At 63.2% G+C, this 22538-nt stretch carries 23 protein-coding genes; 12 read left to right on the forward strand and 11 right to left on the reverse strand.

Annotated features, from left to right (window positions below; all coding sequences use genetic code 11):
- Nucleotides 1–179: 179 nt before the first annotated feature.
- The 9 genes from RWQ91_RS14755 to RWQ91_RS14795 all read left to right on the forward strand — a co-directional run bounded on the left by RWQ91_RS14755 (nucleotide 180) and on the right by RWQ91_RS14795 (nucleotide 9674).
- Nucleotides 180–602 (forward strand): hypothetical protein, encoded by a 423-nt coding sequence (locus tag RWQ91_RS14755; RefSeq protein WP_314507495.1) that lies wholly within the window; start codon nucleotides 180–182, stop codon nucleotides 600–602.
- Between the two features lie 63 nt (nucleotides 603–665).
- Nucleotides 666–1130 (forward strand): hypothetical protein, encoded by a 465-nt coding sequence (locus RWQ91_RS14760; RefSeq protein ID WP_314507498.1) that lies wholly within the window; start codon nucleotides 666–668, stop codon nucleotides 1128–1130.
- The gene (locus tag RWQ91_RS14765) at nucleotides 1127–2092 is read left to right on the forward strand and encodes a DUF6545 domain-containing protein (protein ID WP_314507501.1); all 966 of its coding nucleotides are present in this window, start codon (nucleotides 1127–1129) and stop codon (nucleotides 2090–2092) included. The genes RWQ91_RS14760 and RWQ91_RS14765 overlap by 4 nt, the downstream gene beginning before the upstream one ends.
- Nucleotides 2093–2124: 32 nt before the next feature.
- Nucleotides 2125–3270, forward strand: a complete 1146-nt coding sequence (locus RWQ91_RS14770) for an alpha/beta fold hydrolase (protein ID WP_314507503.1) — start codon at nucleotides 2125–2127, stop codon at nucleotides 3268–3270.
- A 131-nt stretch (nucleotides 3271–3401) separates the two neighbouring features.
- Nucleotides 3402–6863, forward strand: a complete 3462-nt coding sequence (mobF, locus tag RWQ91_RS14775; protein WP_314507744.1) for a MobF family relaxase — start codon at nucleotides 3402–3404, stop codon at nucleotides 6861–6863.
- Nucleotides 6864–7000: 137 nt separating this feature from the next.
- Nucleotides 7001–7390, forward strand: a complete 390-nt coding sequence (locus RWQ91_RS14780) for a sulfate permease (protein WP_314507505.1) — start codon at nucleotides 7001–7003, stop codon at nucleotides 7388–7390.
- A gap of 89 nt (nucleotides 7391–7479) precedes the next feature.
- Complete coding sequence (locus tag RWQ91_RS14785) at nucleotides 7480–7749, forward strand: hypothetical protein (RefSeq protein ID WP_214465593.1); 270 nt, start codon at nucleotides 7480–7482, stop codon at nucleotides 7747–7749.
- Nucleotides 7750–7756: 7 nt separating this feature from the next.
- A complete protein-coding gene (locus RWQ91_RS14790) occupies nucleotides 7757–9067 on the forward strand; it encodes a hypothetical protein (protein WP_314507509.1) in 1311 nt (436 codons plus the stop codon).
- A gap of 430 nt (nucleotides 9068–9497) precedes the next feature.
- On the forward strand, nucleotides 9498–9674 hold the full coding sequence (locus RWQ91_RS14795) for a YegP family protein (protein WP_314507511.1): 177 nt from the start codon (nucleotides 9498–9500) through the stop codon (nucleotides 9672–9674).
- 174 nt (nucleotides 9675–9848) lie between these two features.
- On the opposite strand, the gene RWQ91_RS14800 is transcribed toward RWQ91_RS14795, so the two are convergent.
- The 8 genes from RWQ91_RS14800 to RWQ91_RS14835 all read right to left on the reverse strand — a co-directional run bounded on the left by RWQ91_RS14800 (nucleotide 9849) and on the right by RWQ91_RS14835 (nucleotide 16953).
- On the reverse strand, nucleotides 9849–10370 hold the full coding sequence (locus RWQ91_RS14800; RefSeq protein ID WP_314507513.1) for a phage baseplate assembly protein V: 522 nt from the start codon (nucleotides 10368–10370) through the stop codon (nucleotides 9849–9851).
- A gap of 186 nt (nucleotides 10371–10556) precedes the next feature.
- The gene (locus RWQ91_RS14805; RefSeq protein WP_314507516.1) at nucleotides 10557–12353 is read right to left on the reverse strand and encodes a DUF2326 domain-containing protein; all 1797 of its coding nucleotides are present in this window, start codon (nucleotides 12351–12353) and stop codon (nucleotides 10557–10559) included.
- Nucleotides 12350–12589, reverse strand: a complete 240-nt coding sequence (locus RWQ91_RS14810) for an ABC-three component system middle component 8 (protein WP_314507519.1) — start codon at nucleotides 12587–12589, stop codon at nucleotides 12350–12352. Before RWQ91_RS14810 ends, RWQ91_RS14805 begins: the two co-directional genes overlap by 4 nt.
- Nucleotides 12573–13544 carry an ABC-three component system protein gene (locus tag RWQ91_RS14815; RefSeq protein WP_314507521.1) on the reverse strand — a complete coding sequence of 324 codons (972 nt, stop codon included), beginning with the start codon at nucleotides 13542–13544 and terminating at the stop codon, nucleotides 12573–12575. The genes RWQ91_RS14810 and RWQ91_RS14815 overlap by 17 nt, the downstream gene beginning before the upstream one ends.
- A gap of 200 nt (nucleotides 13545–13744) precedes the next feature.
- Nucleotides 13745–14416, reverse strand: a complete 672-nt coding sequence (locus RWQ91_RS14820; protein WP_314507523.1) for a hypothetical protein — start codon at nucleotides 14414–14416, stop codon at nucleotides 13745–13747.
- Nucleotides 14417–14590: 174 nt separating this feature from the next.
- A complete protein-coding gene (locus RWQ91_RS14825) occupies nucleotides 14591–15178 on the reverse strand; it encodes a hypothetical protein (RefSeq protein ID WP_314507527.1) in 588 nt (195 codons plus the stop codon).
- A 165-nt stretch (nucleotides 15179–15343) separates the two neighbouring features.
- Entirely contained in the window at nucleotides 15344–15979 is a 636-nt protein-coding gene (locus tag RWQ91_RS14830) for a nuclease-related domain-containing protein (RefSeq protein WP_314507530.1), read from the reverse strand.
- A gap of 254 nt (nucleotides 15980–16233) precedes the next feature.
- Nucleotides 16234–16953 carry an ion channel gene (locus RWQ91_RS14835; protein WP_314507532.1) on the reverse strand — a complete coding sequence of 240 codons (720 nt, stop codon included), beginning with the start codon at nucleotides 16951–16953 and terminating at the stop codon, nucleotides 16234–16236.
- A 112-nt stretch (nucleotides 16954–17065) separates the two neighbouring features.
- Here RWQ91_RS14835 and RWQ91_RS14840 point away from each other — a divergent pair, with 112 nt between their 5' ends.
- From RWQ91_RS14840 to RWQ91_RS14850, 3 genes are all read left to right on the forward strand, one after another.
- A complete protein-coding gene (locus RWQ91_RS14840) occupies nucleotides 17066–18430 on the forward strand; it encodes a hypothetical protein (protein ID WP_314507533.1) in 1365 nt (454 codons plus the stop codon).
- Between the two features lie 136 nt (nucleotides 18431–18566).
- A complete protein-coding gene (locus RWQ91_RS14845; protein ID WP_314507535.1) occupies nucleotides 18567–18959 on the forward strand; it encodes a hypothetical protein in 393 nt (130 codons plus the stop codon).
- Between the two features lie 52 nt (nucleotides 18960–19011).
- Nucleotides 19012–19725 (forward strand): hypothetical protein, encoded by a 714-nt coding sequence (locus RWQ91_RS14850; protein ID WP_314507538.1) that lies wholly within the window; start codon nucleotides 19012–19014, stop codon nucleotides 19723–19725.
- Between the two features lie 638 nt (nucleotides 19726–20363).
- Here RWQ91_RS14850 and RWQ91_RS14855 read toward each other — a convergent pair.
- From RWQ91_RS14855 to RWQ91_RS14865, 3 genes are all read right to left on the reverse strand, one after another.
- A complete protein-coding gene (locus RWQ91_RS14855; protein ID WP_314507540.1) occupies nucleotides 20364–21230 on the reverse strand; it encodes an AraC family transcriptional regulator in 867 nt (288 codons plus the stop codon).
- Nucleotides 21231–21350: 120 nt separating this feature from the next.
- Nucleotides 21351–21932, reverse strand: a complete 582-nt coding sequence (locus RWQ91_RS14860) for a dihydrofolate reductase family protein (protein ID WP_314507542.1) — start codon at nucleotides 21930–21932, stop codon at nucleotides 21351–21353.
- Nucleotides 21933–22064: 132 nt separating this feature from the next.
- The gene (locus RWQ91_RS14865; protein WP_314507545.1) at nucleotides 22065–22496 is read right to left on the reverse strand and encodes a VOC family protein; all 432 of its coding nucleotides are present in this window, start codon (nucleotides 22494–22496) and stop codon (nucleotides 22065–22067) included.
- Between the last annotated feature and the right edge of the window lie 42 nt (nucleotides 22497–22538).

Genomic DNA, 22538 nt, shown 5'->3' on the forward strand with positions numbered 1-22538 from the left:
TCCAATTGAGCATGCTCAATGCTCGCCTGCTCCTGGTCTAGCACCATCAGTTGAGCATGCGCAATACCTTGTGTTGATCATGCGCAACGAGTAGTTTGAGCATGCCCAACCAATGGGCTGCGGTATCAACCGCGCGACGATGCCTTGCCTGCCCGAGGGCGATGGGTGGTCCAGTAGACATGACAGAAGACGAAAATGGAGCGGCGGCGGCCGATCTTGCGAGGCGCCTCAGGCTCCTGCTGGATGTCTCCATCGCGGAGTCCGGCGCCGAACCGACCTATGCGCAGATTGCGTCGTTCCTCGAGGCGCGGGGAGCGAACCTCTCGCGATCGCGTTGGACGTACATGGTTAACGGGCACCGTTACGTGAGGGATCCCCTCATCGTCGACGGATTGGCGGCGTTCTTCGACGTCGATGCGCCGTTCCTTCTGGGTGAGGAGGGGGCGCCGATCCCCGAGAAGGTTCACGCGCAGCTCGATCTTGTCCGCTCGATGCGCGCCGCGAAGGTGAAGTCCTATGCTGCGCGCACACTGGGCGATGTTTCGCCGAAGGCGTTGCAAGCGATCAGCAAGTTCCTGGATGAGGACATGACACAAACCTGAGCAGCGCCCACGCCGGTCCTCGCCGCCGACCGCGCGCATGCTCCCGGAAGGGAGTGATGACACGTGAATATCGAACGGACTGTCTCTACAGCCATGGAAGATCTCGCGCTCGGCAGCGCCTTCACTTTCGATGATTTGGTCAGCGTCCTTCAAGAACGTCGTCAAAGAACTCTTCGAGTAGTCGAACTGGCTGACCTCGGCGAGCAGGACGGGATCTGCGCTCTGTGGTTCGTGAAGGAAACCGAGGACATCGTCATCCACGCCCCAACCGAGTCGCTCCTGCACCGCCAGCAGTTCGTCCTGCATGAGTTCGCGCACATGCTCCTGGGCCATGGTGACGACGAGGACTTCTCCAACGACGATTCATTGCTTCCCGACATCCCTCCGCGCACTCGTCGACGCCTTCTGGCGAGGAAGGATCTGGACAGCGAGAGCGAGATCGCCGCCGAGTCGCTCGCTGATCATTTGGCAGCCGCCATCAGAGGGTCGGCGTTCGCGGAGTCTCGCTATCTGGAGATATTCGGATGATCCAGCCGATCATCGCGGCGCTGATGTGGGTCCTGGTGATCAGCCTGCTCGTCCTTCGCCGCCGGCGAGCAGAACGCAGCATCACCTATGCGGCGACCACGATCGCTATCGCCATGACCCTCGGCGTTGACGCCGTGTATGTGCCGGTTGATGCGGCATTGGGCGGTTCGAACATAGGGACCCTGATCGCGGATGCCGCACTCATGGTCGGCCTCTTCTTCCTCGGTCGCGGCATCATGAAGGTCGCCGAGTATCACCCCCTTCCTGTGCGCATCGCACTCGGCCCGATCACACTGGTCGCCGCGCTGGTGGGCATCGTGGTGGCGTTCTCGCTCATCGACCGAGGATCGTCCACCACTAACTTCATGCTCGACCTCGGAGCCCAGCCGGCTGCGGCCGCTTACTCGATCATCCAGTTCACGTACTTCGGAGTCGTGATTACGGCCATGGCAGCGGTCGCGATCCGCCAATATCGGCTTCGCAGCGGTATCCAGCGACTTCCCGCTGCCTCAATCATCATCGGCGCCCTGCTCGGGGTGGCGCTGAGCATCGTCGTCATCGTGATGGATGTCGCACACCTCACCGGGAACCTGGAGCTGATGCTGACGGTCGGGACCCTCTATTACCCTCTGTTCTTGCTCACATTCGCCTTCCTCTGCGTCGGCCTGGCCGGTCAGCCGTTTCTGCGCTACATGGCTGAAAGGACGCGACTGGCGCGCACGCGAGACTACGTGGAGCAGCTCTCGCCGATGTGGGATGCCGCGAACCGAGTCCGCCCAGGGTTGAGCCAGCGCGGCCCGACGACCGTCCGGCCGGAGGACCCGGAGACGGTGCTGCACCGCGAAGTGGTCGAGATCCGGGACGCGATGATCGATCCCCGAGTGACGTTCGATCCGACGATCGATGACCGCCAGCTCCTGGAACGCGCGGAGGCGCATCTGCTTGGCTCGGACGCGCGGTGAGTCGGTCTTATTGCGGAAGAGAGGTGCGGTCGGTGAGAGTGCTGGCGTGGACGATCGGCGCTGCGGCAGTCTCAGCGATCGGCCTCGGCGGAGTTATCGCCCGCCGGCTGACCGCGCCACCGTCGGCTCGACGCTTCGATCTGACGGTTCGCAATGTCGAGCAGGAGGATGACGGCGTCTTGGTAGTACTTGACCGCACACGGCAAACGACGGCTCGGGGCCGGTACTTCTTGATGTTCGAGGCGAGCGGCTGGGCGCAGCTCTCCGAGGAGATTCTCGACCGCGGGCCGGATCTGGTTGCCAGTCGGCTGACGGTGACGTCACCGGGGCTCGAACCGTCCCGCGGCGATCGAGCGTCGTGGAGCGGGATCTTCTTCTCGACTCCAGCAGAGGCCGAGCTCTCGGCAACGGACGTGCGGATCTCGACACCCGCGGGTATGGCGCCTGCGTGGCTCATCGAGGGCGATGGGGACAGCGCGACGACCTGGGCGATCCACATTCATGGGATGGGCAGCCCTCGCTCGGGCACCCTTCGCGGAGCACGTCTCGCCACTGAGCTCGGCTACACCTCCCTGATCGTGAGCTACCGGAACGACGGCGAGGGTCCGCTCATCGGATCGGGCCGATCGATGCTCGGCGCGGCCGAGGCCGACGACGTCGATGCAGCCGTGCAATTTGCACTCGACCATGGAGCCCGAAGAATCGTGCTCTTCGGCTGGTCCATGGGGGCTGCTATCGCATTGCAGCTCGTCGCCGGTGCAACGCGCCGAAGCCAGGTCGATGCCCTCGTCCTCGAGTCACCCGTCCTCGATTGGGTCGCGACGCTCAAGGCGAACTGCGTTCGTGCCGGCCTACCAGCATCGGCTGCGCTGCTCGCCGTGCCCTGGCTCACACTCGCTCCGCTCTCGCGGGCGCTCGGACTCCAATCCCCAATTCCCCTTCGCGCGCTCGACTGGATAGCGCGGGCCCACGAGCTCAAGACTCCGACGCTCGTCCTGCACGGCACCCGCGATGATTCCGCGCCCCTGAGCGTCGCGCGTTCATTCGCCGGGTTGCTTCCCGACACCGTTCAGCTCGAAGAATTCGATGCCGCTCACACGATGACCTGGAACTCCGACCCCGACCGTTGGCAGACCGTGGTTTCGTCCTGGCTGAAGGCTCAGTTGCCGCTCGACTGAGGCGAACCGCAGCGTCCGTGAGGTCCCGTTCGATCTCGAGGCTGCCCGCTCTCAAAAGGTGCCACGCCTCTTGCAGATCGAGGATGTGCACCTCCTCCGTGAGGAGCGGAGGTGCCGCGGTGACGGTCTCGATGCGGGTCATGAGCGCAGGCGATGGGTACAAGTACTTCCTCCGCACCGTCGCCGCCGGAGACGGAGCCCGGTCGCTCTCGACTCCACTGACTCGGTACTACAGCGAAGCGGGCACCCCGCCGGGCCAATGGATGGGGGCCGGCGTCGCCTCGCTGACAACCACCATCAATGTTGGCGACACCGTCACCGAGTCCCAGCTGCAGCTGCTGATCGGGATGGGGCGGCATCCCGTCACGGGGGAGCCGCTGGGACGCGCGTATCCCCAGTATGGGAACGCTCGCGACGAAGGTGAGGCGCCGGCATCCCATCGACGAGCGGTCGCCGGCTTCGACTTCACCTTCTCCATCCCGAAGTCGGCGAGCGTCTTGTGGGGTGTTGCAGACGCAGCCACGCAAGCGCTCATCGTCAACTCACACCACCGCGCTGTCGCGCACGTTGTTGCCTACATGGAGCGCGAGGTTGCAGCCACGCGTACCGGTGCGACGGCCGGCGACGGGGCGGTTGCACAAGTGAGCGTCAAAGGGGTCATCGCAACAGCCTTCGATCACTTCGACAGCCGCGCGGGCGATCCACATCTGCACACTCACGTCGTCGTGAGCAACAAGGCGCAGACCGCACTCGACGACAAGTGGCGCTCGCTCGACGGTCGACCGCTGCATGCGGCGGTCGTTGCGCTCTCGGAGTTGCACGAAGCGATCTTCACCGACGAGCTGACCCGTGCGATCGGCGTGCGATGGGAGCCGCGAGATCAGGGCCGTGACCGAAACCCGGCGTGGTCGATCTCTGCTGTCCCCGAGGAACTTATCGCCCACTTCTCGACGCGATCGCAGGCGATCGACGATGAGACCGACCGGCTGATCGACTCGTTCGTCACGGCGCACGGGCATCGCCCGAACCCGGCCACCATCATGAAGCTGCGCGCGCAAGCGACTCTCGCCACTCGCCCGGAGAAGCACGTCCACTCGCTCGCTGACCTCAGAACGGGATGGCGGCAACGTGCGACGCAGGTCCTCGGCAGCGATGCGACACTATGGGCCGAATTGGTCGCTACGCAAAGCGATTCGCAAGTTCCTCCGATGCACGCAACCGACCTTTCCCTCGACGCCATCGCCACTCTCGGCGAGAACGTCATGGCTGCAGTCGCCGAGAAGCGCACAACCTGGCGGCACTGGAATCTCGTCGCCGAGGCTGCACGCCAGACAAGGCCGATGCGCTTCGTCTCGGCATCCAATCGCGAGACGGCTGTCGAGCTCGTCGCCGCAGCCGCCGAGAACGCGTCGCTCCGACTCTCGCCGCCGGAGATGGCCGAGAGTCCCCTCGCGTTCCAGCGTTCCGACGGTTCGTCTGTCTTCCGAGCCCGGCGAAGCGCTGTCTACACAGCCCGACTCCTGCTCGATGCGGAGTCCCGCCTCCTTGACCGGGCTCGCGACATGAGCGCGCCCCGTCTGACCCCCGCATGGTCATCCCGATCTCGCAGGCAAATTGGCAATGAGGCACTATCGCCCGATCAGGTCGCGGCGTTGAGCCAGATCGCGAACTCCGGACGCACGGTTGATCTTCTTGTCGGCGCCGCCGGCACGGGCAAGACCTCTGCCATGCGCGCATTGCGCGGTTCCTGGGAGGCGGTCTACGGCAACGGATCCGTCGTGGGTCTCGCGCCGTCAGCCGGCGCTGCACATGTCCTCGCAGAAGACCTGGGGATTCCGACCGAGAACACCGCGAAATGGTGGACGAATCACTTGACTCGGGGGGAGAGGTTCTCCCGTGGTCAGCTCGTCATTGTCGACGAGGCCTCGCTCGCGGGCACCCTCTCGTTGGATCGCATCACGAGCCTCGCCGAGGATGCCGGCGCCAAGGTGCTCCTTGTCGGCGACCATGCCCAGCTCCAGGCTGTGGAAGCGGGCGGAGCCTTCGCCCTACTCGTCAGTGACCGTGACGACGTGCCCGAGCTCATCGATGTACACCGGTTCACGCACGCATGGGAGAAGCAAGCATCCGTCCAGCTGAGGGACGGCGACATCGACGCGGTCGAGGTCTACGCGGAGCATGACCGGCTGGCGGATGGCGAATCTGAGGAAATGATCGGCGCGGCCTACCTCGCCTGGCGCAAGGATGTTCGTCGCGGAAGGTCGAGCATTCTCGTGGCGGACTCGAATGAGGCTGTCTCGGTGCTGAACGTGCGCGCGCGAGCGGAGCGCATCGTCGACGGTGACATCTCCGGGACGACGGAAGTGGCACTGCGCGCCGGTACCGCCGCTGCGGCAGGCGACATCGTTCTCACTCGGCGGAACGACCGGAATCTGCGAACCGGCCGCTCATGGGTTCGCAATGGTGACAGATGGAGGGTCCTTGACGTCCTCCGCGACGGACGGATGCTGGTCCGTCGCGCCGATCGACGTGCGCGTCAGGCGGTCATGTTGCCAGCGGCCTATGTCGCAGAGCACGTCGATCTGGGATACGCGATCACCGCGCACCGCGCCCAGGGAATTACGACAGACACCGCTCACGTCGTGGTGCAGTCGGGGATGACGCGGGAGAGCTTCTATGTCGCGATGACCCGCGGGCGGGAGTCCAACATCGCATACGTCGCCGTCGACCGTCCTGAGATTGCGCACACCGGGCCGCACCCCGGCGACCCGCGCGATGCGAACGCACGGACAGTCCTTCGTGGAGTGCTCCACCACGTGGGTGCCGAGCTGTCCGTACACCAGACGATGGCTGTCGAGCAGGACCGCTGGGGGAGCATCGCCCAGCTCGCCGCCGAATACGAGACGATCGCGGCCGATGCGCAACACGATCGCTGGGTATCGGCGGTTCACGGCTCGGGCTTGTCGCCCGCGGAAGCGGCGGCGGTCGTGGGCTCTGATGCGTTCGGGCCCCTGACAGCCGGTCTCAGGCGTGCCGAGGCACAGCATCACGATGTTGATCTGCTCGTCCGCGCGCTTGTTGGTGCGCGAAGCTTCGCCGGTGCGGGGGATGTTGCGGCGGTGCTCCTCTCGAGGCTCGAGAAGGCGATCGCACAGGAGACAACTCGTGGCATGGGAAGGAAGGCTCCGCGCTTCATGGCTGGACTCATTCCCGAGGCCCGCGGTGCGATGACGTCAGAAATGCGTCGCGCCTTGGATGAGAGACGCGGGCTCATGGAGCGTCGCGCGCAACAACTCGTCGAGAAGGCCCTTCGAAGCAGCGAGTCGTGGGTCGCGACCCTGGGCGTGGAACCGGACGGAGCGAGCCGGTCGGCATGGCGGCGTCAGGCTCGCGTTGTGGCGGCGTATCGCGACCGGTATGGCATCACCGGTCAGACTCCCTTGGGGCCTGCGCCGGTGACGACCGCTCAGGAGCGCGACGCAGTCCAGGCACGCATGGCCATGGGTGCAGCCCGGCGGTTGGCCCGCGACGAGCATGGCGAGAATCTCAGATCGCGGGGGAGCGCTCGCAACCTGAGTGCGCCGGGCAGGTAGGTCTGTTGCATGTCGTCGCCCGGTTCTACACTCGGCAGTAGGCAATTTCATATGCGCCGTCGCTCGTGGCGATGGCACGACGGCCCTCCGGCCAGTCCTTCCAGGTTCTTGTTGCCGAACGTATGAAGGGCAGCCGCATGTTCGGAGCAATCTGGATGCTCAGCATCCGACTCCGCTCGTTTCTGCGTCGGTACATGCCGACCAACATCCTCCTCGCCAGGATCTTCACCCCCCGTGGTCTGAAATGGGGGATGCTGGCGGTACCGCTCGCCGCGATGTACGTCTTCGCGGCCGCGCTGTGCGCGGGACTGACGGAACAGGGCGCACCAGGATGGGTGAACCTGCTTGTGCTGCTCTTCCTCTGGAACGCGGCCAAGTTCGTCTTCGCCGGCCCGGTGAGCCTCATTTGGCTGATTCGTGTGCGCACCCGTGAGGCGAGAGCGTGGCGCAGTGCGCGAGCGCCTGTGATGAGCGACGGTGTGGCGCTCGGACGGATGACACGGACGCCGGCGCGAGTTCTCCACTGATCGTTGCCGCCGCGTGGGGGAGTACGCTCACCTCCTATTCGGGCCAGTCTGGCTGTGCACAGGTCTGGCGATCGATCCCGGAGGTCTTGATGAGTCTGCCCCAAGAGCAATTCGACGAGCTTCTGCAACGAACCGGGCTGGCGTCGCTTTTCTACTATCCCGAGATCGCGGTCGACGACCGCGACTACAGCCTTGAGAACGACCTCACGTACTGCCTGGAGCCGGTGATGGCGCTGGATGCCGCGGACCTCGAGGAACTGCGGCTCGTGGTTGGGCGCGTCATCACGAACCCGTCGGCTCATCGCGCTGAACTTATCGAGCTCATCATCGAACTCGCTCCGGACCCGACGGGGGAGTAGAGAGTCGATGGGCGGCAGTTTGAATGACTCCGCAACTCCGCCCGCGCCCGAACCGGAAGAGAACCATCGCGCGGATGGTGATCTTGAGGCCGCCCGCGAACGAAACCGCCGGTATCGCCGCGACCATCCCGAGCAGCACGCCGCTTCGACGCGGCGTTGGAAGGCAGCGAATCCCGAGCGGGTTCGAGAGCTGAATCGGCGGTGGCGAGAGCAGAATCTCGAACGTTCGAGAGAGCTAAACCGGGAATCAGCGCGGCGATCGGCCGCGCGGAATGGACGGCTGAAGGAGAAGCGTCGCCGGGCGAACGAAGCCTCGAAGCGCTGGAAGGTATCGCACCCCGACGAGGTCCGGGCATACAGGCGGGGATGGGCCGCCGCGAACCGCGAGAAACTGCAGGAATACTACGCGCGCTACCGAGGGACGCATCGCGAGGAGCTCAACGATCGCGCGACCGCGTGGCGCGACTCCGCACCCGAGAAGATGAAGCGCGCTCGAAAGGCGTGGGCCGACAGAAACAAGGAGCGCACCGCCGAGATCCAGCGGAAGCGGCGAAGCGATCCCGAGAAGTACCGGGCAGATCTCGATGCGAACTCCGCGGCGAAGCGCATGGCTCGCCGGCTCGAGCGAGCCGGTCTGCCGCCCAAGCGCGTACACCGCACGACGGCGGCCGAGAGACGCGCGAATGCTCGATCAGCTGATGAGTATTTCGGGGACGCCGCACTACCAGAACGGCTGCGTCAATTCACGATCTTCACCGAGATGTTGTCGGAGGAAGTGGTGAAGCACGGCGATCGCTTGCTTGGGTTCGCGGAGTCCTACGTCACGACCCGCGTCCGCGGGGGCCTGCCGCCAGTCGATGCACGGCAGTTCATGTACGCTCGTGCGGCCGAGGTCGTTGCTGAGCGGATGAAACGCGTCGATCTGCTGACCAGTCGAGAGATCGCCGCGGCTGTGCGAAGTGCGAAATCAACCGCTGAGCGGGCAGCGAGAGAGCGTCGAGTCGCTGAACTGATCGCGGCCGTCGAACTGCATCTCGGCCGTAACCGCACGCGGCTTCACGAGGACGCGACGCTCGAGAACACCCTTCGCGTCCGTCGCGGAAAGCCTCGTCAACCGGCGGAAGTGATCGTCGTCCGCTCCGCGATCGAGGAGGTGCTCGAGACGTCGATCGGGGCGTGGCTCAAGCATGCGGATGCGATCGCCACCGCGAAACAGGTCGAACTGATGCTGATCGGCGCCGTGCAAGGTCCGGCGCCGTCACGCCCTCGGGAGACCGTCAAAAGAAGCGAGCGCGCGCGGGCCCCGATCAAACGATAAGGATCCCTCATCGAACACTGGTCGCACGATCGTCGCGAATCGTCTCGATGAGGGAGCCTGGAGTGATCGATGCCCGCTGCGCCCTGTGGATAACCATCGATCCCGTTGCGTTCGCTGGGTTAGCGTGTCGCCATGACGGACATGGATCTCTTCGACGGGGCGGAGCAGCCGAGGTGTCCGGAGTGCGGCGTCGTCATGCGTGATGTTCCGGGTGGATGGCAATGTCCCGCGTGTGGACACTCGAACTTCCCCAACCTTGACCGCATCGTCATGCCGCCGCCATTCCGTGGACCAAGCGTCCACGGCGGATGAGCGAGATATGGCGGCGTACTCCATTCGCTCATAGCTAGTGGTACCGCTTGCCGGGCCGCCCGCCTTCGGCCAGGCTGTCGACGTGGCGTCAGTCCGACGCCACCGATTGGAGCGAATGATGGCTGGGAAGTTTGAGCTGTATAAGGGTTCTTCGGGCGACTTCCGCTTTCGCTTGAAGGCTGGCAACGGGGAGATTATCGCCACCTCGGAGGGCTACACCACCAAGGCGGCCGCGCAGAACGGAATCGACTCCGTCAAGAACAACGCGGACTCGCCGACCGTCGACCTGACGTAATACCGCAATCACTCGCGGGATTAATCGGCCGCGGAGGATCCCCATCCGGTCAGTTACTGCGAGATTGGTGACGATCGTCCCGGTGAGGGTCGTCGATTGATCATCAGCAGCTGGCGGGCCGATGTCTTCGACGCTTCTGAGGGGCCCGTCCGGTAACCGTGTGCCGAAGTGCCATCACTGATTGAAGTGCGCCCTGACCTCGTTGGCTTGAGCGGGGGTGAGTCGCCAGCGCTCGTGCGCGGGATGCTCCCGGTAACGCTCGCGGAGGAACTGACGAATCCGGCGCCCCGGCCGTCGGCCATCATCGTGACTAGGCTCAGCCGCGATTTGAACTGGAGTGATGAATGGAAGGGTCGGGAACTGACCCAGGATGACGGGGAAGTCGATGTCGTCGATTTCGAATGTCACCCACACGCCTGCCCCGATCGGTGGGAGTGTCGGTGAGGGGGTTTGACCGAGCGGCAGAACGGTCATCGCCCAAGGGAGAGAGTCATTGGTGACGTCAGGGATGGCGACCTGAAGTCTCCCAAGGCCTATGGGGTCGACATTGTTGACTACGGTTCCCCTGTGAGTCGCCACGCGGTCAGCGTACGCCGCGGAGGCCCAGCGGGGATCCGCGATCGAGCAATGAACGTAAGCGGAGCCGTGAGCGCGCGCTCGGCCGAGCAAAGCAGGAGAGGGGGCCGATCTCCGCATCCGAACGACACGAGCATTTGGAGGCGCCTACGGTGCCGAGACTGTTCTTACTCGCTACGGATATTGCAGATCGCCCCCAGGTATTGGACTCGCTGGTGCTCCTTCGCCGCGTGATTTCGCGGTTCGTCTCCTCGTGGGAAGCCTATGGCTGCAGCCGGCTTCTGGCCCGGGACTTGCTCGCGCTGGCTACCATGAAGCCATTCGGAAGAGGCGACCGTCTTCGCCTTCGTCATGCAGGCGAAGGATGATTTCGGCTTCATCGAACACGGGTGTCCCGTCGCCGCTTGGGGGAAGGTCGGTGTCGATCAAGGTGATGATCTGCTGGAGCCCCGCCGTAACGTTCTCGCGGAGCACCCCTACCAAGTTTGTCTTCTTCCGCTTGTCAAGCGACTCAAAAACACCATCGTGGTACGCAAACGATGGGAATCCCGCGTTGACGTGAGTACGAAGTAGAGCTAGGTCGAATGCAATACAAAGAAGCTTCTTGTAGGTGTGGCCCCGTTGGGCACTGGTCTCTCGCCCTGATTCGTCAAGAATCTGCGCGTCGAACGTCGGGTGGTGTGCCTGATTCAGTTGCACCGTGAGGATCGCGTTCTGGTCAAGAACCGTCTTGACAATCGCATCAAACTCAACGCGCATGTCGGTGTAGATGCCTTGGCTGTGCGCGTCGTTTTTCTGCTCGAACTCTCGCTCGAGCGCTACTCCGAGATGCTCGACGATCTCTGATGCACTACGAATCTCATCACGAAGTCGTTGCAGAGACCTCAGATGCTCCTTCTGTCTCTGCAACGCGACAACGTCGGCCCGGATCTGAACGAGCTCTTGGGATGCGCTCTTGTACTTATCGACAACGTCACTCTCTGTGAGATACGTCAGACTCGCACTTCGCTGCTTCCCCAGCTTGTTCAGCTCAGAAGAAACCTCACGAAGCCGAGCGTCAATCGCGTCCTTCTCTTCCTGCAGATACTGTCGGCGCTCCTCAGTGATGGCTTTGTTGAATTCGATGAGCTGTTGGTAATCACGCTTCAGTTGGCCAGCAAAGTAGACGCCGGCGTCCGCGAAAAGGGTGGCTGCGTCATCTGGGTCGAAGATCATGCGGCCCTCGTCGAGGGAGGACACGACACGTTTGCGATTGTGGGTGAGTGAGTAGCGCTCGCCATTGAGCGCAGCGATCTGCTCGTCAACCTCGTCAACCAGTCGCTTGGTGGCGTCCTTGTCCTGCTTGCGGAAATCAAACCCATCCAACAGTTGCTGCCGTTCGACAGCCTGCTTCTCTTTCAGCAGGAGCATTCCCTCGACCTTGCTGAGGTCCTCAGCAGAACCTCCAAGTTCGCGATGAATGACCTGTTGCTGCGAGACGAGTGCGTCGACTTTCGCTTCTTCCTTGTAGAAATTATCGACCAGGCGCCCGTCGAATCCGAGCATCTGAACTATGAATGGCTTCCAGTCCGCATGAGCGGCGGCAAATCGATTGAGCTGAAATACGTCGGCGTAGTCGTCCTGCGAACGCAGAAAATAGCCCAATCCCTTCCGATATGCCCAGGGAGAGAAACCTGTGAGATTCAGCAGTCCATCCAGGATGTCGCGGGCCTTGTCGAAAGGGGTGTCGACGTGATCCCACAGCTCAGGAGAGAGGCTTGAGTAGTCCTGTCCTGAACTGAGATGGCGCTTGAAAGAGATCCTCGTAGGGCTCTCGACTCCGCGCCGGATTGTTAGGTAGCTTCCATCGCTCAGGGCAACTTCGAGATAGAAGACGAAGGACTTGAATCGCTGGGCGTGCTTGTAGAGAAACATGGTGTTGTCTCGTCCGGACAGCAGGCAAAAATCAATCAGGGTACCGACAGTGGTCTTGCCCAGGTTGTGCGTATCGCGATCGAGGTTCTCCGGTAGCCGGATCTCGGCGAGTACCACATTGAGGCCCGGGTTGAACTCGATGCTTTGGAAGAGTTCAGGTTGGTTCGAGTACAGCTTCGAGAGCTTCATTGTGCTCCCGAGTACTCGAACGCATCGGTCTTCGAGCGATACGTCACGAGCCCGAGGACGAATAGGAGGTTCAGCGCTGGCAGGAACAGGACATCGCCGCCGGAGACACGCTTTCGGGCGATAGCCAGAAGGGCGTCGTACTTGGAGAGACGCGTCTTCTTGAGTGAGTCCAGGAGGATCGTCGCCACGCCCACCACGGTTTGGTCGGGGTGAGAGTGCTTAGTGGGTCTGAGCATCCGGTTCCTCCGTCTCTCCAATATCGCAGTTCCAGTACATGTAGAACACGAGGGCGCGCGTAAGTCGCTTGTGCTGTCGCTGCCGAAGCACCGCATCTCGCGCGAAGAGAAGGTCGATGAGGTACTCCATGACCTTGTCGAACGACTGATAGTCAGCGCGGTGCGCAACGATCTTGGCTTGGAACTCGTCCGCAGCCCCCTCGTATAGCGGCAGGATATGCGCGTTCTCAGGCGCAGCAAGGAAGCGTCTGATCTGCTCCGTATCCTTCAGGTACTTGCGTCTTTGCAGCTGGGCGTATGCGTCTGTCATGCCATTCAGGCGGTTCTTTGTAGCGAGGTCCACGCGCGGCACCGGCGGGTCGTCCAAGACCTCGTCGATCGTGCTTGACTGGCGAGCGAACGCCTCGACCACTTCTGCCAGATCCTCGGGGCTGACGATGAGCGGAGAGTCGAGCGGATCAAGCTCCGCCATATCTGGGACATGCTTGAAGCGCTTGAGCCAGAGCTCGAGTTGCTCAACGCCACAAAGATAGATCGATCCTGTCGGGAGGGTGCACTCGCTCGCGATCGCATGTCGCACTGTCGACTCGGTATCCCCGGTGAGCCGCCGGTTCGAGAAGAGCATGTAGTGATCGAGCTCGCCAGACGACCGTAGTGCTTCAATCCGAGGCAGCTCGTGGCCGAGAACTGTCGATTTCCGATCTGGAGAGAAGAAGTCCGTCTCGCTGAACGATCGGTTGAGCCCGTTGGTGTGCTTTGCCTGGATGACGACCCGTCCTTGCCAAGGGGCAGCGGTGCTGGGATGGAGTTGAGCCGTTCCTTCGAACCGGGCGTCTCGCCCGCCGTCGGGGCCAGTCGCGAAACCCTGAACGGAGGTGCCCAAAAGTTCCTGGCAGAGCAGTACGACGAGCGTCTCAAACTGGGACGGAGACTGATCCTCGTACGCGTACTTCATGGGTCTCCCGAGGTCGGGTTGACGGGTGTGTCGCCGCTCGACTGCACGGAGATCCTCGAATCGAGTGTATTGCGATTGGCAGACGTTCTCGGCTGCCCGCACAGGGTGCCTATCCGTGCGTGCCAGAGACGAACGCCGGATGCAGTGGGGAGCAAGCGTCGCCAGCCCAACCGAGGCGGCTCAAATGGAACGGCTGTGCCTCAGTCCGATTCTGTGAGCCGGTCCCTCTCGGATTTGGTGAGCGGGGGACGGCCCGGAATCTCGGTTTGTCGACGGATGTATTCCGCCTCTGAAGGTCGGTCGGGCAGCCATGGCCACTCGCCGCTGCGGGGGAGCTCGGACTCTACCCCGTCTTTAAGGCCGAGCTCGCTTCTCATGGAGTTTCGCAGAACGCCCCAGAGATCCTGCGCGCGGAACCAGCCTGGGTAATAGTCGACGAAGGCGCCGCGCCTCTCGACGACTGACGTGATCGCCATAAGCGCACCAGACACCCTCTCCGCCAAGTCCGCAACGTGCGCACTCGCGACTAGCTGCACGTCGCTGAGTCTCGGTTGAAGTTGGTCATCCCACCGGCTGAAATACTCGGTCAGCCCTTCGGCGATGAGGCTCTCATCATCGGCGCTCGCCTCGTCGTGGCCTTGATATGGCAGGAACACTGCGACGCGATCAACCTCTCGAAGCATTGATTGACTGAGAACGAGAAACTCCGCATAGACCTGCCGGCGATCATTGAGCCAGCGACGTTGGTCTTCTGCTGCCAGGCGGCGCCGCTCCGCGGATCGCCCCAGTAGGGCGGATGTCACCCCACCCACGATGGTCCCGAGCACGCCGATGCAACCCGCAACTACAGCAATGAGCAACTCTGGCGACACATGGCGAGAGTATGTCGTCGCGTTGATCTGATCGGAGCAGCAACGCGGGTTAGGTCGAATTGCCCGCAAGCCCGGTCGTCCGCCGGCCGCGATTCGCGGCTCGACTGTTCAGCCCCGTTCTTCGAGAACCCTGTGTTTTGCGCTACGCGTCGCCGTCGATGGCCACGCTCACCGCTACCGCTCGACTCCGAAACCGGGTCGACGCCCGTCGGGAGGTAGGAAGTCGCGTGGGATGTCCGAAGCCTGCGGCACCTGCCCGGCTTCGTAGACGGCAGTCGCCCATTCGACCACGTGAGTGACGGTCTGCCAGCCGCCCCCGAAGTCCGAGATCAGACCCAGAGTGAAGACAAGCCCGAGAAGGATCGAGACGAACTTCTTCCGGGTGAGCTTCTTGCGGAGTGCGCGCACCTCGTCAACCAGCTCGCTGTTCACCGCGACGAGGCGGTCGAGCTTGCGATCGAGAATCGCGTAGGCCTGCTGGTCTGAGAACCTCGCGTCGCCGAGTGCGTGGACTGCTGGGATCAGCATGAGGCGGATAGAGTCCGCCTGCGTCGGGGTGAGGTCGAGGACTGCCCTCACCGGCGACTCCTTCGAGTCCTTAATGTACGAGCCGGGGATGATCGGACCGATCGCGCCACACGTCGGACACGGCGTGGTTGCCGCGCCCGAGAAGATCACAGTGCCGCCATCCTGGCGGATCGCACCGCTCAGGTTCACCACCTGTACGCCGTGCTCGGCGCACTCCATGAACACGGCGTCCATTGCGGCCATCATGGCAGACATAGCCAATCAACGAAGAGACCCGGACCCGTCCGCAAGCCGGTCCCTGAGTGGGGGACGTTTCAGTGCGGCAAACGACCTGCTCGTGGATGCGCGGACGAGACAAAGTTCTCACTGTCTTCCCCGTCAGCTTGAGGTCTGATCGCGTCAGGCGATGGGGAGCGCTGTGGCTAGCCGCGCGTGGGTAGCGTCGACATCGACGGTGCCTTCCGCGGATTCGGTCATCCGTTTGACGAGCAGTCGCGGCCACACCACGTCGATGCCGTTCACGGTGAACGCGCCGCCGATGAGCGGCCAGTCCGCGTCGAGGAAGCAGAGCACGCCTTTAACGTCGACGTCGCCGTCGGCGAGGGCGTTCGTAACGTGTGTGATTTGCGAGTGGATCCCGTCGACGAGCTTGCTGTGGTCGCGTCCGGCGATGCGGAGTGCTTCGACGCGTGGTCGAATGATTCCGCCTCGCACCTCGAGCGAGGGTCGCTTGCCTTTGTACCGTTTCGCGTCGATGACCCACACTGCGGATCGGGTAACGACGATGTGGTCGATGTTGGCGCGGGTGCCGCGGATGCGACGGTCGTGCAGCACTCGCACTGTGTCGGGGAGTTCCTTGAGCCACTCCGCAAGCAGCTCTTCGCCGATCGCGCCCCGCGCCCACGCTTCGGTGCTCTGCGGTTCGTCGGTGAGGGCGAGGATGAGTCCGCCAAGTTTCGGATGGTTGGCGCGGACGTGTTGCTCGCGTCTGCTCTTGCGGCGCTCGTGCTCTCGTCGGGCGGAAGCGCCTGCCACGCCTGAGTCGATTTCAATGGGGGCGGTGGCGGTCGCGCATTCGACACAGCGCACGGTCTTCGAGTCGCGTTCGTAGATGGCGTCGGCACCGGCAGCAAGCGGCATGGCGCAGAGCCGGCAGACTCCCGCGTACCGCAAGCGCATCCGCTTGTCTGCGGGCTCCGGGTCAGACGTCACGGCCCCGAACGTATCAGGGCCCCTCGACCGAGTGAGCCGGGAATGCCCCTGGCCGCTCCGGTGCGCGTCCGGATTATTCAGCCGGTTGGGCGAAGCTCTCGGACCATCGCCTTGAGCTCAACGATCTCGTCGCGGAGTTGCTCGACCTGGGTTTCGGTTGCGTTTGCCGTCTTCTTGGTCTGATCGGCGACCCGTTCGACGATCCACGATGCGAGGGTTGCGGTCACGACGCCGATGAGGGCGAGGCCGCCGATCATCAGTCCGACGGCAACCACGCGGCCCGTCAAGGTCACCGGGTAGAAGTCGCCGTACCCAACGGTGGTGATGGTGACAAATGCCCACCAGAGCGCGTCGGAAAAGGTGTCGATGTCACCGATTCCGTTCTCCGCATCGAGGACCGCGAGGCTGGCGATGAAGACTGTCAGCACCGTCGCGCCCACTGTGTAGATGACGACGCGGCCGCGGAGCATGTTGCCGGTGTTGCGGCCGATCAGTGCGAGCACTGTCAGGAATCGCATCAGGCGCAGCGGGCGGAGCATCGGGAGGACCACGATCGCGAGGTCCAGGAGGTGTCGGTAAAACCAGCGCCACCGGTTTTCGGTGATCACGAGTCTCACGACGTAATCCACCACGAACAGGCTCCACGTGGCGGCCAGGAGGACTTCGCAAGCGAGGTTGATCATCCCGTCGGGTCGCGCGATGATCTGCGTCGCATAAGCGGTGAGGAAGAGGATTGCGGCGATGGTCAGCGGCCATTCGGCGGCCTTGTCCCACCTCGCGATGCGGGGTCCATACATCCCGCGATTATCCCAGCGACCCCCTGTCGCGACTTCTACACACGCGTCCTTCCTCGCCCGCCGAGACTTTGCCGCTAGCGTTCGAACAAGTCACATCGATAACGGAGTCGCCATGGCAGAAGAGAAACCCTGGAATGCAGCGAGACTGATACCGACGTCGGGGATCAATGGCGCTGAGGAACAAGAACGCCGAGCGACATCTGCACTGCTCGCGGTGATGAGTTCCGTGAAGGAATACGGCCGCACACTCACCAGTCGTTTCGGCGCTCCGGCCGGGGTGATGGAGACCTTTATCGAGGTTCCCTTCATGGTGGGGGACAAGAAGGTCTTTCCTGACGGGCTGATCCGGGTGAAGTGGGGAAAGAAGGTCTGGACCGCCCTGGTGGAGGTGAAAACCGGCGCTAATGAGTTGCAACGCGAGCAACTCGAGAATTATCTCGATGTCGCACGAGAGCATCATTTCGACGCACTTGTCACGATCTCCAATGAGATTTCACCGTCTGCCGGAACCCACCCGACTGTGGTTGACAAGCGCAAGCTCAAGACAGTCTCGATGCACCACCTTTCCTGGACGGAAGTGCTTGCGGCTGCGGTGATGCAGAAGGAATTCCGTGGCGTCGCTGATCCAGATCAAGCGTGGATTCTGGGGGAGTTGATTCGGTACCTCGAGCATCCGAAGTCCGGTGCCGTCGAGTTCACTGACATGAGCCCGAGCTGGGTTCCCGTCCGCGACGCGGTAATCTCCGGGACACTCCGTAAAACTGACAAAGACGCTGCACAGATCGCCGGCCGCTTCGACGCGCTCCTGCGGTACGGCACGCTCAAGCTCGGGCAGCGACTCGGGACAGATGTCGCTCAGGTGCTCAGCAAAGCGGAGCTGGCCACCCCACCGCTTCGCATCGCCACGCTCACGGAGATGCTCGTCAACGAGGGCAAACTTGCAGGTGCTATTCGAATCCCCAACACCGTCTCCCCGCTCGCGCTGACGGTGGACATCCGCGCCGCGCAAGTCACAGGATCCTTCACCGTGGCCGCTCCCGGCGACGGCAGACCAACAACGCGAATCAACTGGCTCCTGCGCCAGCTCAAAGACGCACCCGACAGTGTCCGGATCGAGGCATTTGCCGCCCGTCAACGGGGCGGGAACGCCGAACTGCTCCGCACTGTCCGGGAGAACCCCAGCATCCTCGTGGTCGATCCGACCAAAGAGATCAAGTCCTTCACGATCACCTACCTCGGAAAGATGGGAACCAATCGGCTCGCGGGCAGGTCAGGCTTCATCGACTCGGTTATGGACGGAATCTTCATCTCCTACGACCTCATCGGTCAACAGCTCAAGGACTGGGCCGCCGCTCCACCCAGACTTCGCAAACCGGAGGAGATCGAAGTCGATGAGACACTCCCGAACGACATCCCGTCAGCCGCTCTGTCCTCCCAAGACGAAGACCCGATCGTCGCTACGTCAGGCGCAGCGTAGGTGAAGAAGACAGGAACCCCTTCTGGACAGGACAAGTTGGTCGGCGCGGCAGGGGCCGGCGTAGAAACAATTGCCGGCACCGTCATCACAGCGTTTCAGTTACTCTCGTGAACGTTCATCAAAGCAAGGGGAGGCCATGACCGAACCGCACGTCCCACGAGTTGTGACATCTGTCCTCGTCGAAGAGGATTCCCAGTCCGTCACCGTGACCTGGGGGCTCGGTGGTCCAGCGGCTCCCGATAAGCCTGAGTTCTTCGGCTATGGCATGTACTACTACGACCCGACCGGCAACGGCGGGAAGCGATTCGGCGTTCGATTTGGCGAATCCGTGACGGCGTGGGTCTTTGACAACGCCAGCGCAACGCAAGCGAACTACGTGTCCGACAGTGTCACGGCTAGCGAGGACGCGGTGGTGGTTCACTACCGCGACGCGAGTCTCGAGCTGGCGAAAATCGGCACCATTGCGGCGTACGCCCACGTGGAAGGTCGCGACGAGCAGCTCGATATCCCGGTGACCTTGCTGCGTTGATGACGGACGCAAAACGAGATCCGACGATTCGTTCGGAGAGAAAATCGTGGAGATGATGTTCACCACCTGGGTCGACGCTGAACTAACGCGACGTGGAAACGGTCTAGGGCGGGCGGACGTCAGGCAAGCCGTGATCGAGCTACCGCCCTTCGGTGCGGCTCCGGTTGTGCGGCTCAACGATGAGGCCACGCTTCAGGCTCGCGCGATTGCGTCTGCACCGATTTCCAAGGGCGATCCGGTCACGTCGGAGAACATCAGCGGCCTCGAGTCGTTCCGGCCCGTCGGCGTTCACTCTGATAGCGGCTGGCTGGCGTACGTCGTGGTTGGCACGAGCGGATACATCGCCTTCGACTTCCGCTACAACAAACAGCGAAACGCCGAAATCCTCGGGCTTGCTGACGATTACGTCGAGACGGTGGAGGCGACCTACGAGCGCGCGCTTCGCCCGGCAGTCGACAACCTGCTCTCCGCAGCTGAGCTGACTGTTCAGGCCCAGATGCTCGGGGAGTCCCAACAGACCACCTTTCATAACGTGCGTGACAAGTGGCTTCGCGACAATGAACGTCTCGGTAACGCTCCCGCGGGTTTCTCCGCAACATTGCAGCGGCTTCGAAGGGAGCGTGCCGCTGCGCGCTACGGCGACGGGGCTCTTTCGATTTCATCCGCGGACATGCCGAACCTGATCGCGAGCGTGCGAGCGATGATCGAGCACGCAGCTGGAAGAACCGGATTGGTCGCGGTAGACGAGGCGATGGACGAGAGCTAGAGCCGATGCAGGGTGGCGGGCGGTTCGTCGTCCGTAAGCCGGTCCTCTATCGCACGCCACGATGATGGAAAGGTATTCGTCTTCTGGCCGATCGTCCCCACGTTCGATTGGCCCGCTCGGTCTCATGCCCGCTCAACGCCCGTCGATCGCGCCTCCTTCACAACTTCGGGAGTCCTTCGACGATGCACTTGGAGGGTCGCGTCATGCGCGGCAAGTCTTCCGTCTGAGCGGCGTTGATGAGATCGCCGACGAGTGTCACCCGAAGATCACACACCCTGCCCGTGGGTTCCGATGCGTCAACATCTATCCAACGGATTTCGAGTCCAGGTGAGCCGAAGTCGTCCGAAGCATCACGTTAGAATTGGTCACGCAACATCAAATTCCGGACAGGGAATCGCTGGTCAAAGCGAGAATGCCCGAGGTATGACGAGGTGAGCGGCGAGCGCCGCAGATCTGAGTCCTAATCGTGAGGTCGCGGGTTCAAGCCCCGCTCCTGCTACGAAGGAAGGCCGCCCTTTTCGGGCGGCCTTCCTTCGTATCCGGGCGCTGTTCCTCGACGATATGCGCGGGCCGACGCGCCCTGTCCGCATGCCCGTGGTTCACCGCCCGCGCCACGGTCGATGAACACGATGTGAGGACTAGGCCCGTTCTACGGGGAGCCAGAGTTCGGAGGTGGCGGTGCTGAAGTCATCCGAACGGTCGAGGATCGTGACGATCGACGGTCCGGGTCGGAGGCGCCACGGATGGGACGGGAACCACTCCGTCGCCGTCGCGGCCCATGCCGATTGCAACGCCGCCGGGTAGTGGCCCTCGGTTCGGAACACCGCCCAGGTGCCGGCCGGAACCTCCATCGCGTCGAGGCCGTCGGGCACGCCGGTGTCTTCGGTGACCGCGACGCCGTGCAGGTAGGTCAGGTCGCTGCCTTCCGTGTAGTCGGGGTCGACATCGGCGCTCACCTGCAGCAGACCGGCTGGTTCGGTGTTGCTCAGCTCTTTCAGTCGGGAATGCTCCTGAGCGGGGATCGAGGCGATGTGCGCGTGGATGTGCGGGTTGATGCCCTCGTGGATGAGAGGCACACGGGCGGCGTACCCGATGAGCCGGAAGTCTGGTCGGTCGGTGATGCGAGCATCCATGGTGGTGTTCCCTTCGACGGTCAGGCGGAACCTGATCTGCGGTTGCGTGCGAAGGGGGCCGCCGTCTCGGCGCATGTCGCTGGGCCTGACGCCGTGCACCGAGCGGAACGCGCGACCGAATGCCTCGGTCGACCCGTACCCGTACCTCACGGCGATGCCCAGCAGGTCGCCCTCCCCGAGCACGTCGGCCGCGGCGACGGTCATGCGACGACGGCGCACATACTCGGAGAGGGGCATCCCGGCCAGTGACGAGAACATCCGTCGCAGGTGATACTCGGTCGTGCCGAGCCCGGACGCCATGCTGGCCACATCGAGGTCGTCGGTGAGGTGGTCCTCGACCAGGGCGACGAGTCTGTTCAGTTCAGCGATCACGGCGCTCCCTTCGACATCCACCTTCTCGGAGCTTGTCGATCGGCGCCCGACTATCGCGGCCCGATCCGATCGGATCCATCCCGCGCGTCACGCCCGCAAGCCGGTCGGGCTGCGTAGCTGCTATCTGGCGGACCGAGACAGGAATCGGTACCGCAGGTGTGTCACGCCGCCCTCACCGGTGCGAACCGCGAGCCGGTCCAGTTCTCGATGTTGAGTGCCGAGCTGCTCGAAGAGTCGACGTCCGTCTCCCAGCAGCACGGGGATGAGGTGAATCTCGATCTCATCCAGGAGGTCGGCGGCAATCGCGCGCTGCGCGGTCGCGGCGCCATGGACGAGTACGTCCTGTGCTCCGGCCGCGCTGCGGGCGTCACGGAACGCCTCCTCGATGTCAATCGTATAGTGCACCGCCGACATGCCCCTGGCCCAATCGGGCCGGGGATGACGGCTGAGTACCCAGATCGGCACACCGTTGTGATGGTCGCCGTTCCAGCCTTCCGCGGGCTCGAACGTGCCGCGGCCGGCGATGACGGCGCCGGTGGACATGAACTCATCGACGATCCGAGTGTTGACGCCGCCCTCGGAAGGAAAAAGCCACTCGTGAAGCCTCTCGCCACCGTCTCCCAGGCCGTTCTCATCGGTCACGTTCGGTCCTGCGATGAAGCCGTCCAGCGACATCGACATGTACAGCACCGTGTTGCCCAACGACCGCTCCCTCTCACCGTGACGCTGTCAGTCTCCTCCTCGCCTGTCCCGCCGATCAAGCATGAAACGGCATGCTCGACAGCGAAGCTTCGCAACAGCCGGTTCCTGTGTGAGGGCGGAAGAGGGTTCGGATCACTGGAGGCAGAACTCGTTGCCCTCCGGATCGCGGAGCTGATAGTAGAGCTCGGGCCACGGACCCCATGACTGGTCGACCAGGCGAATGACCCGAGCCCCCAGCCCGACCAGTCGGTCCTTCTCGGCGTCGAGTTCCTCTCTCGACGGCTCGCGGCCCGGCGTCGCGCTCACGTCGATGTGCAACCGGTTCCGTCCGCTCTTGGGGCGGTCAGCATGGTGGAAGAACAACCGGGGGCCGGGTTCGCCCGCGGGTGGCTCAGCGAGCGCGCGCGTGGCGAGATCTGCCTCCGTGAGCCCTGCCGCGAGCAGCTGGCTCTTCATCGGTTCCTCCCACTCCAGCTCCGGATAGTGGAAGACCGAGGCCCAGAAGTGAGCGAGTCTGCGCGGGTCGTCCGCGTAGAACGTGCTGTTTCCCAGTTTCGATGACATCGCTGCCTCCGCCCTTGTGCCCCGTTGACGCGACGCTACACC

It is taken from the genome of uncultured Microbacterium sp. (assembly GCF_963524805.1).
Classification (GTDB): Bacteria; Actinomycetota; Actinomycetes; order Actinomycetales; family Microbacteriaceae; genus Microbacterium.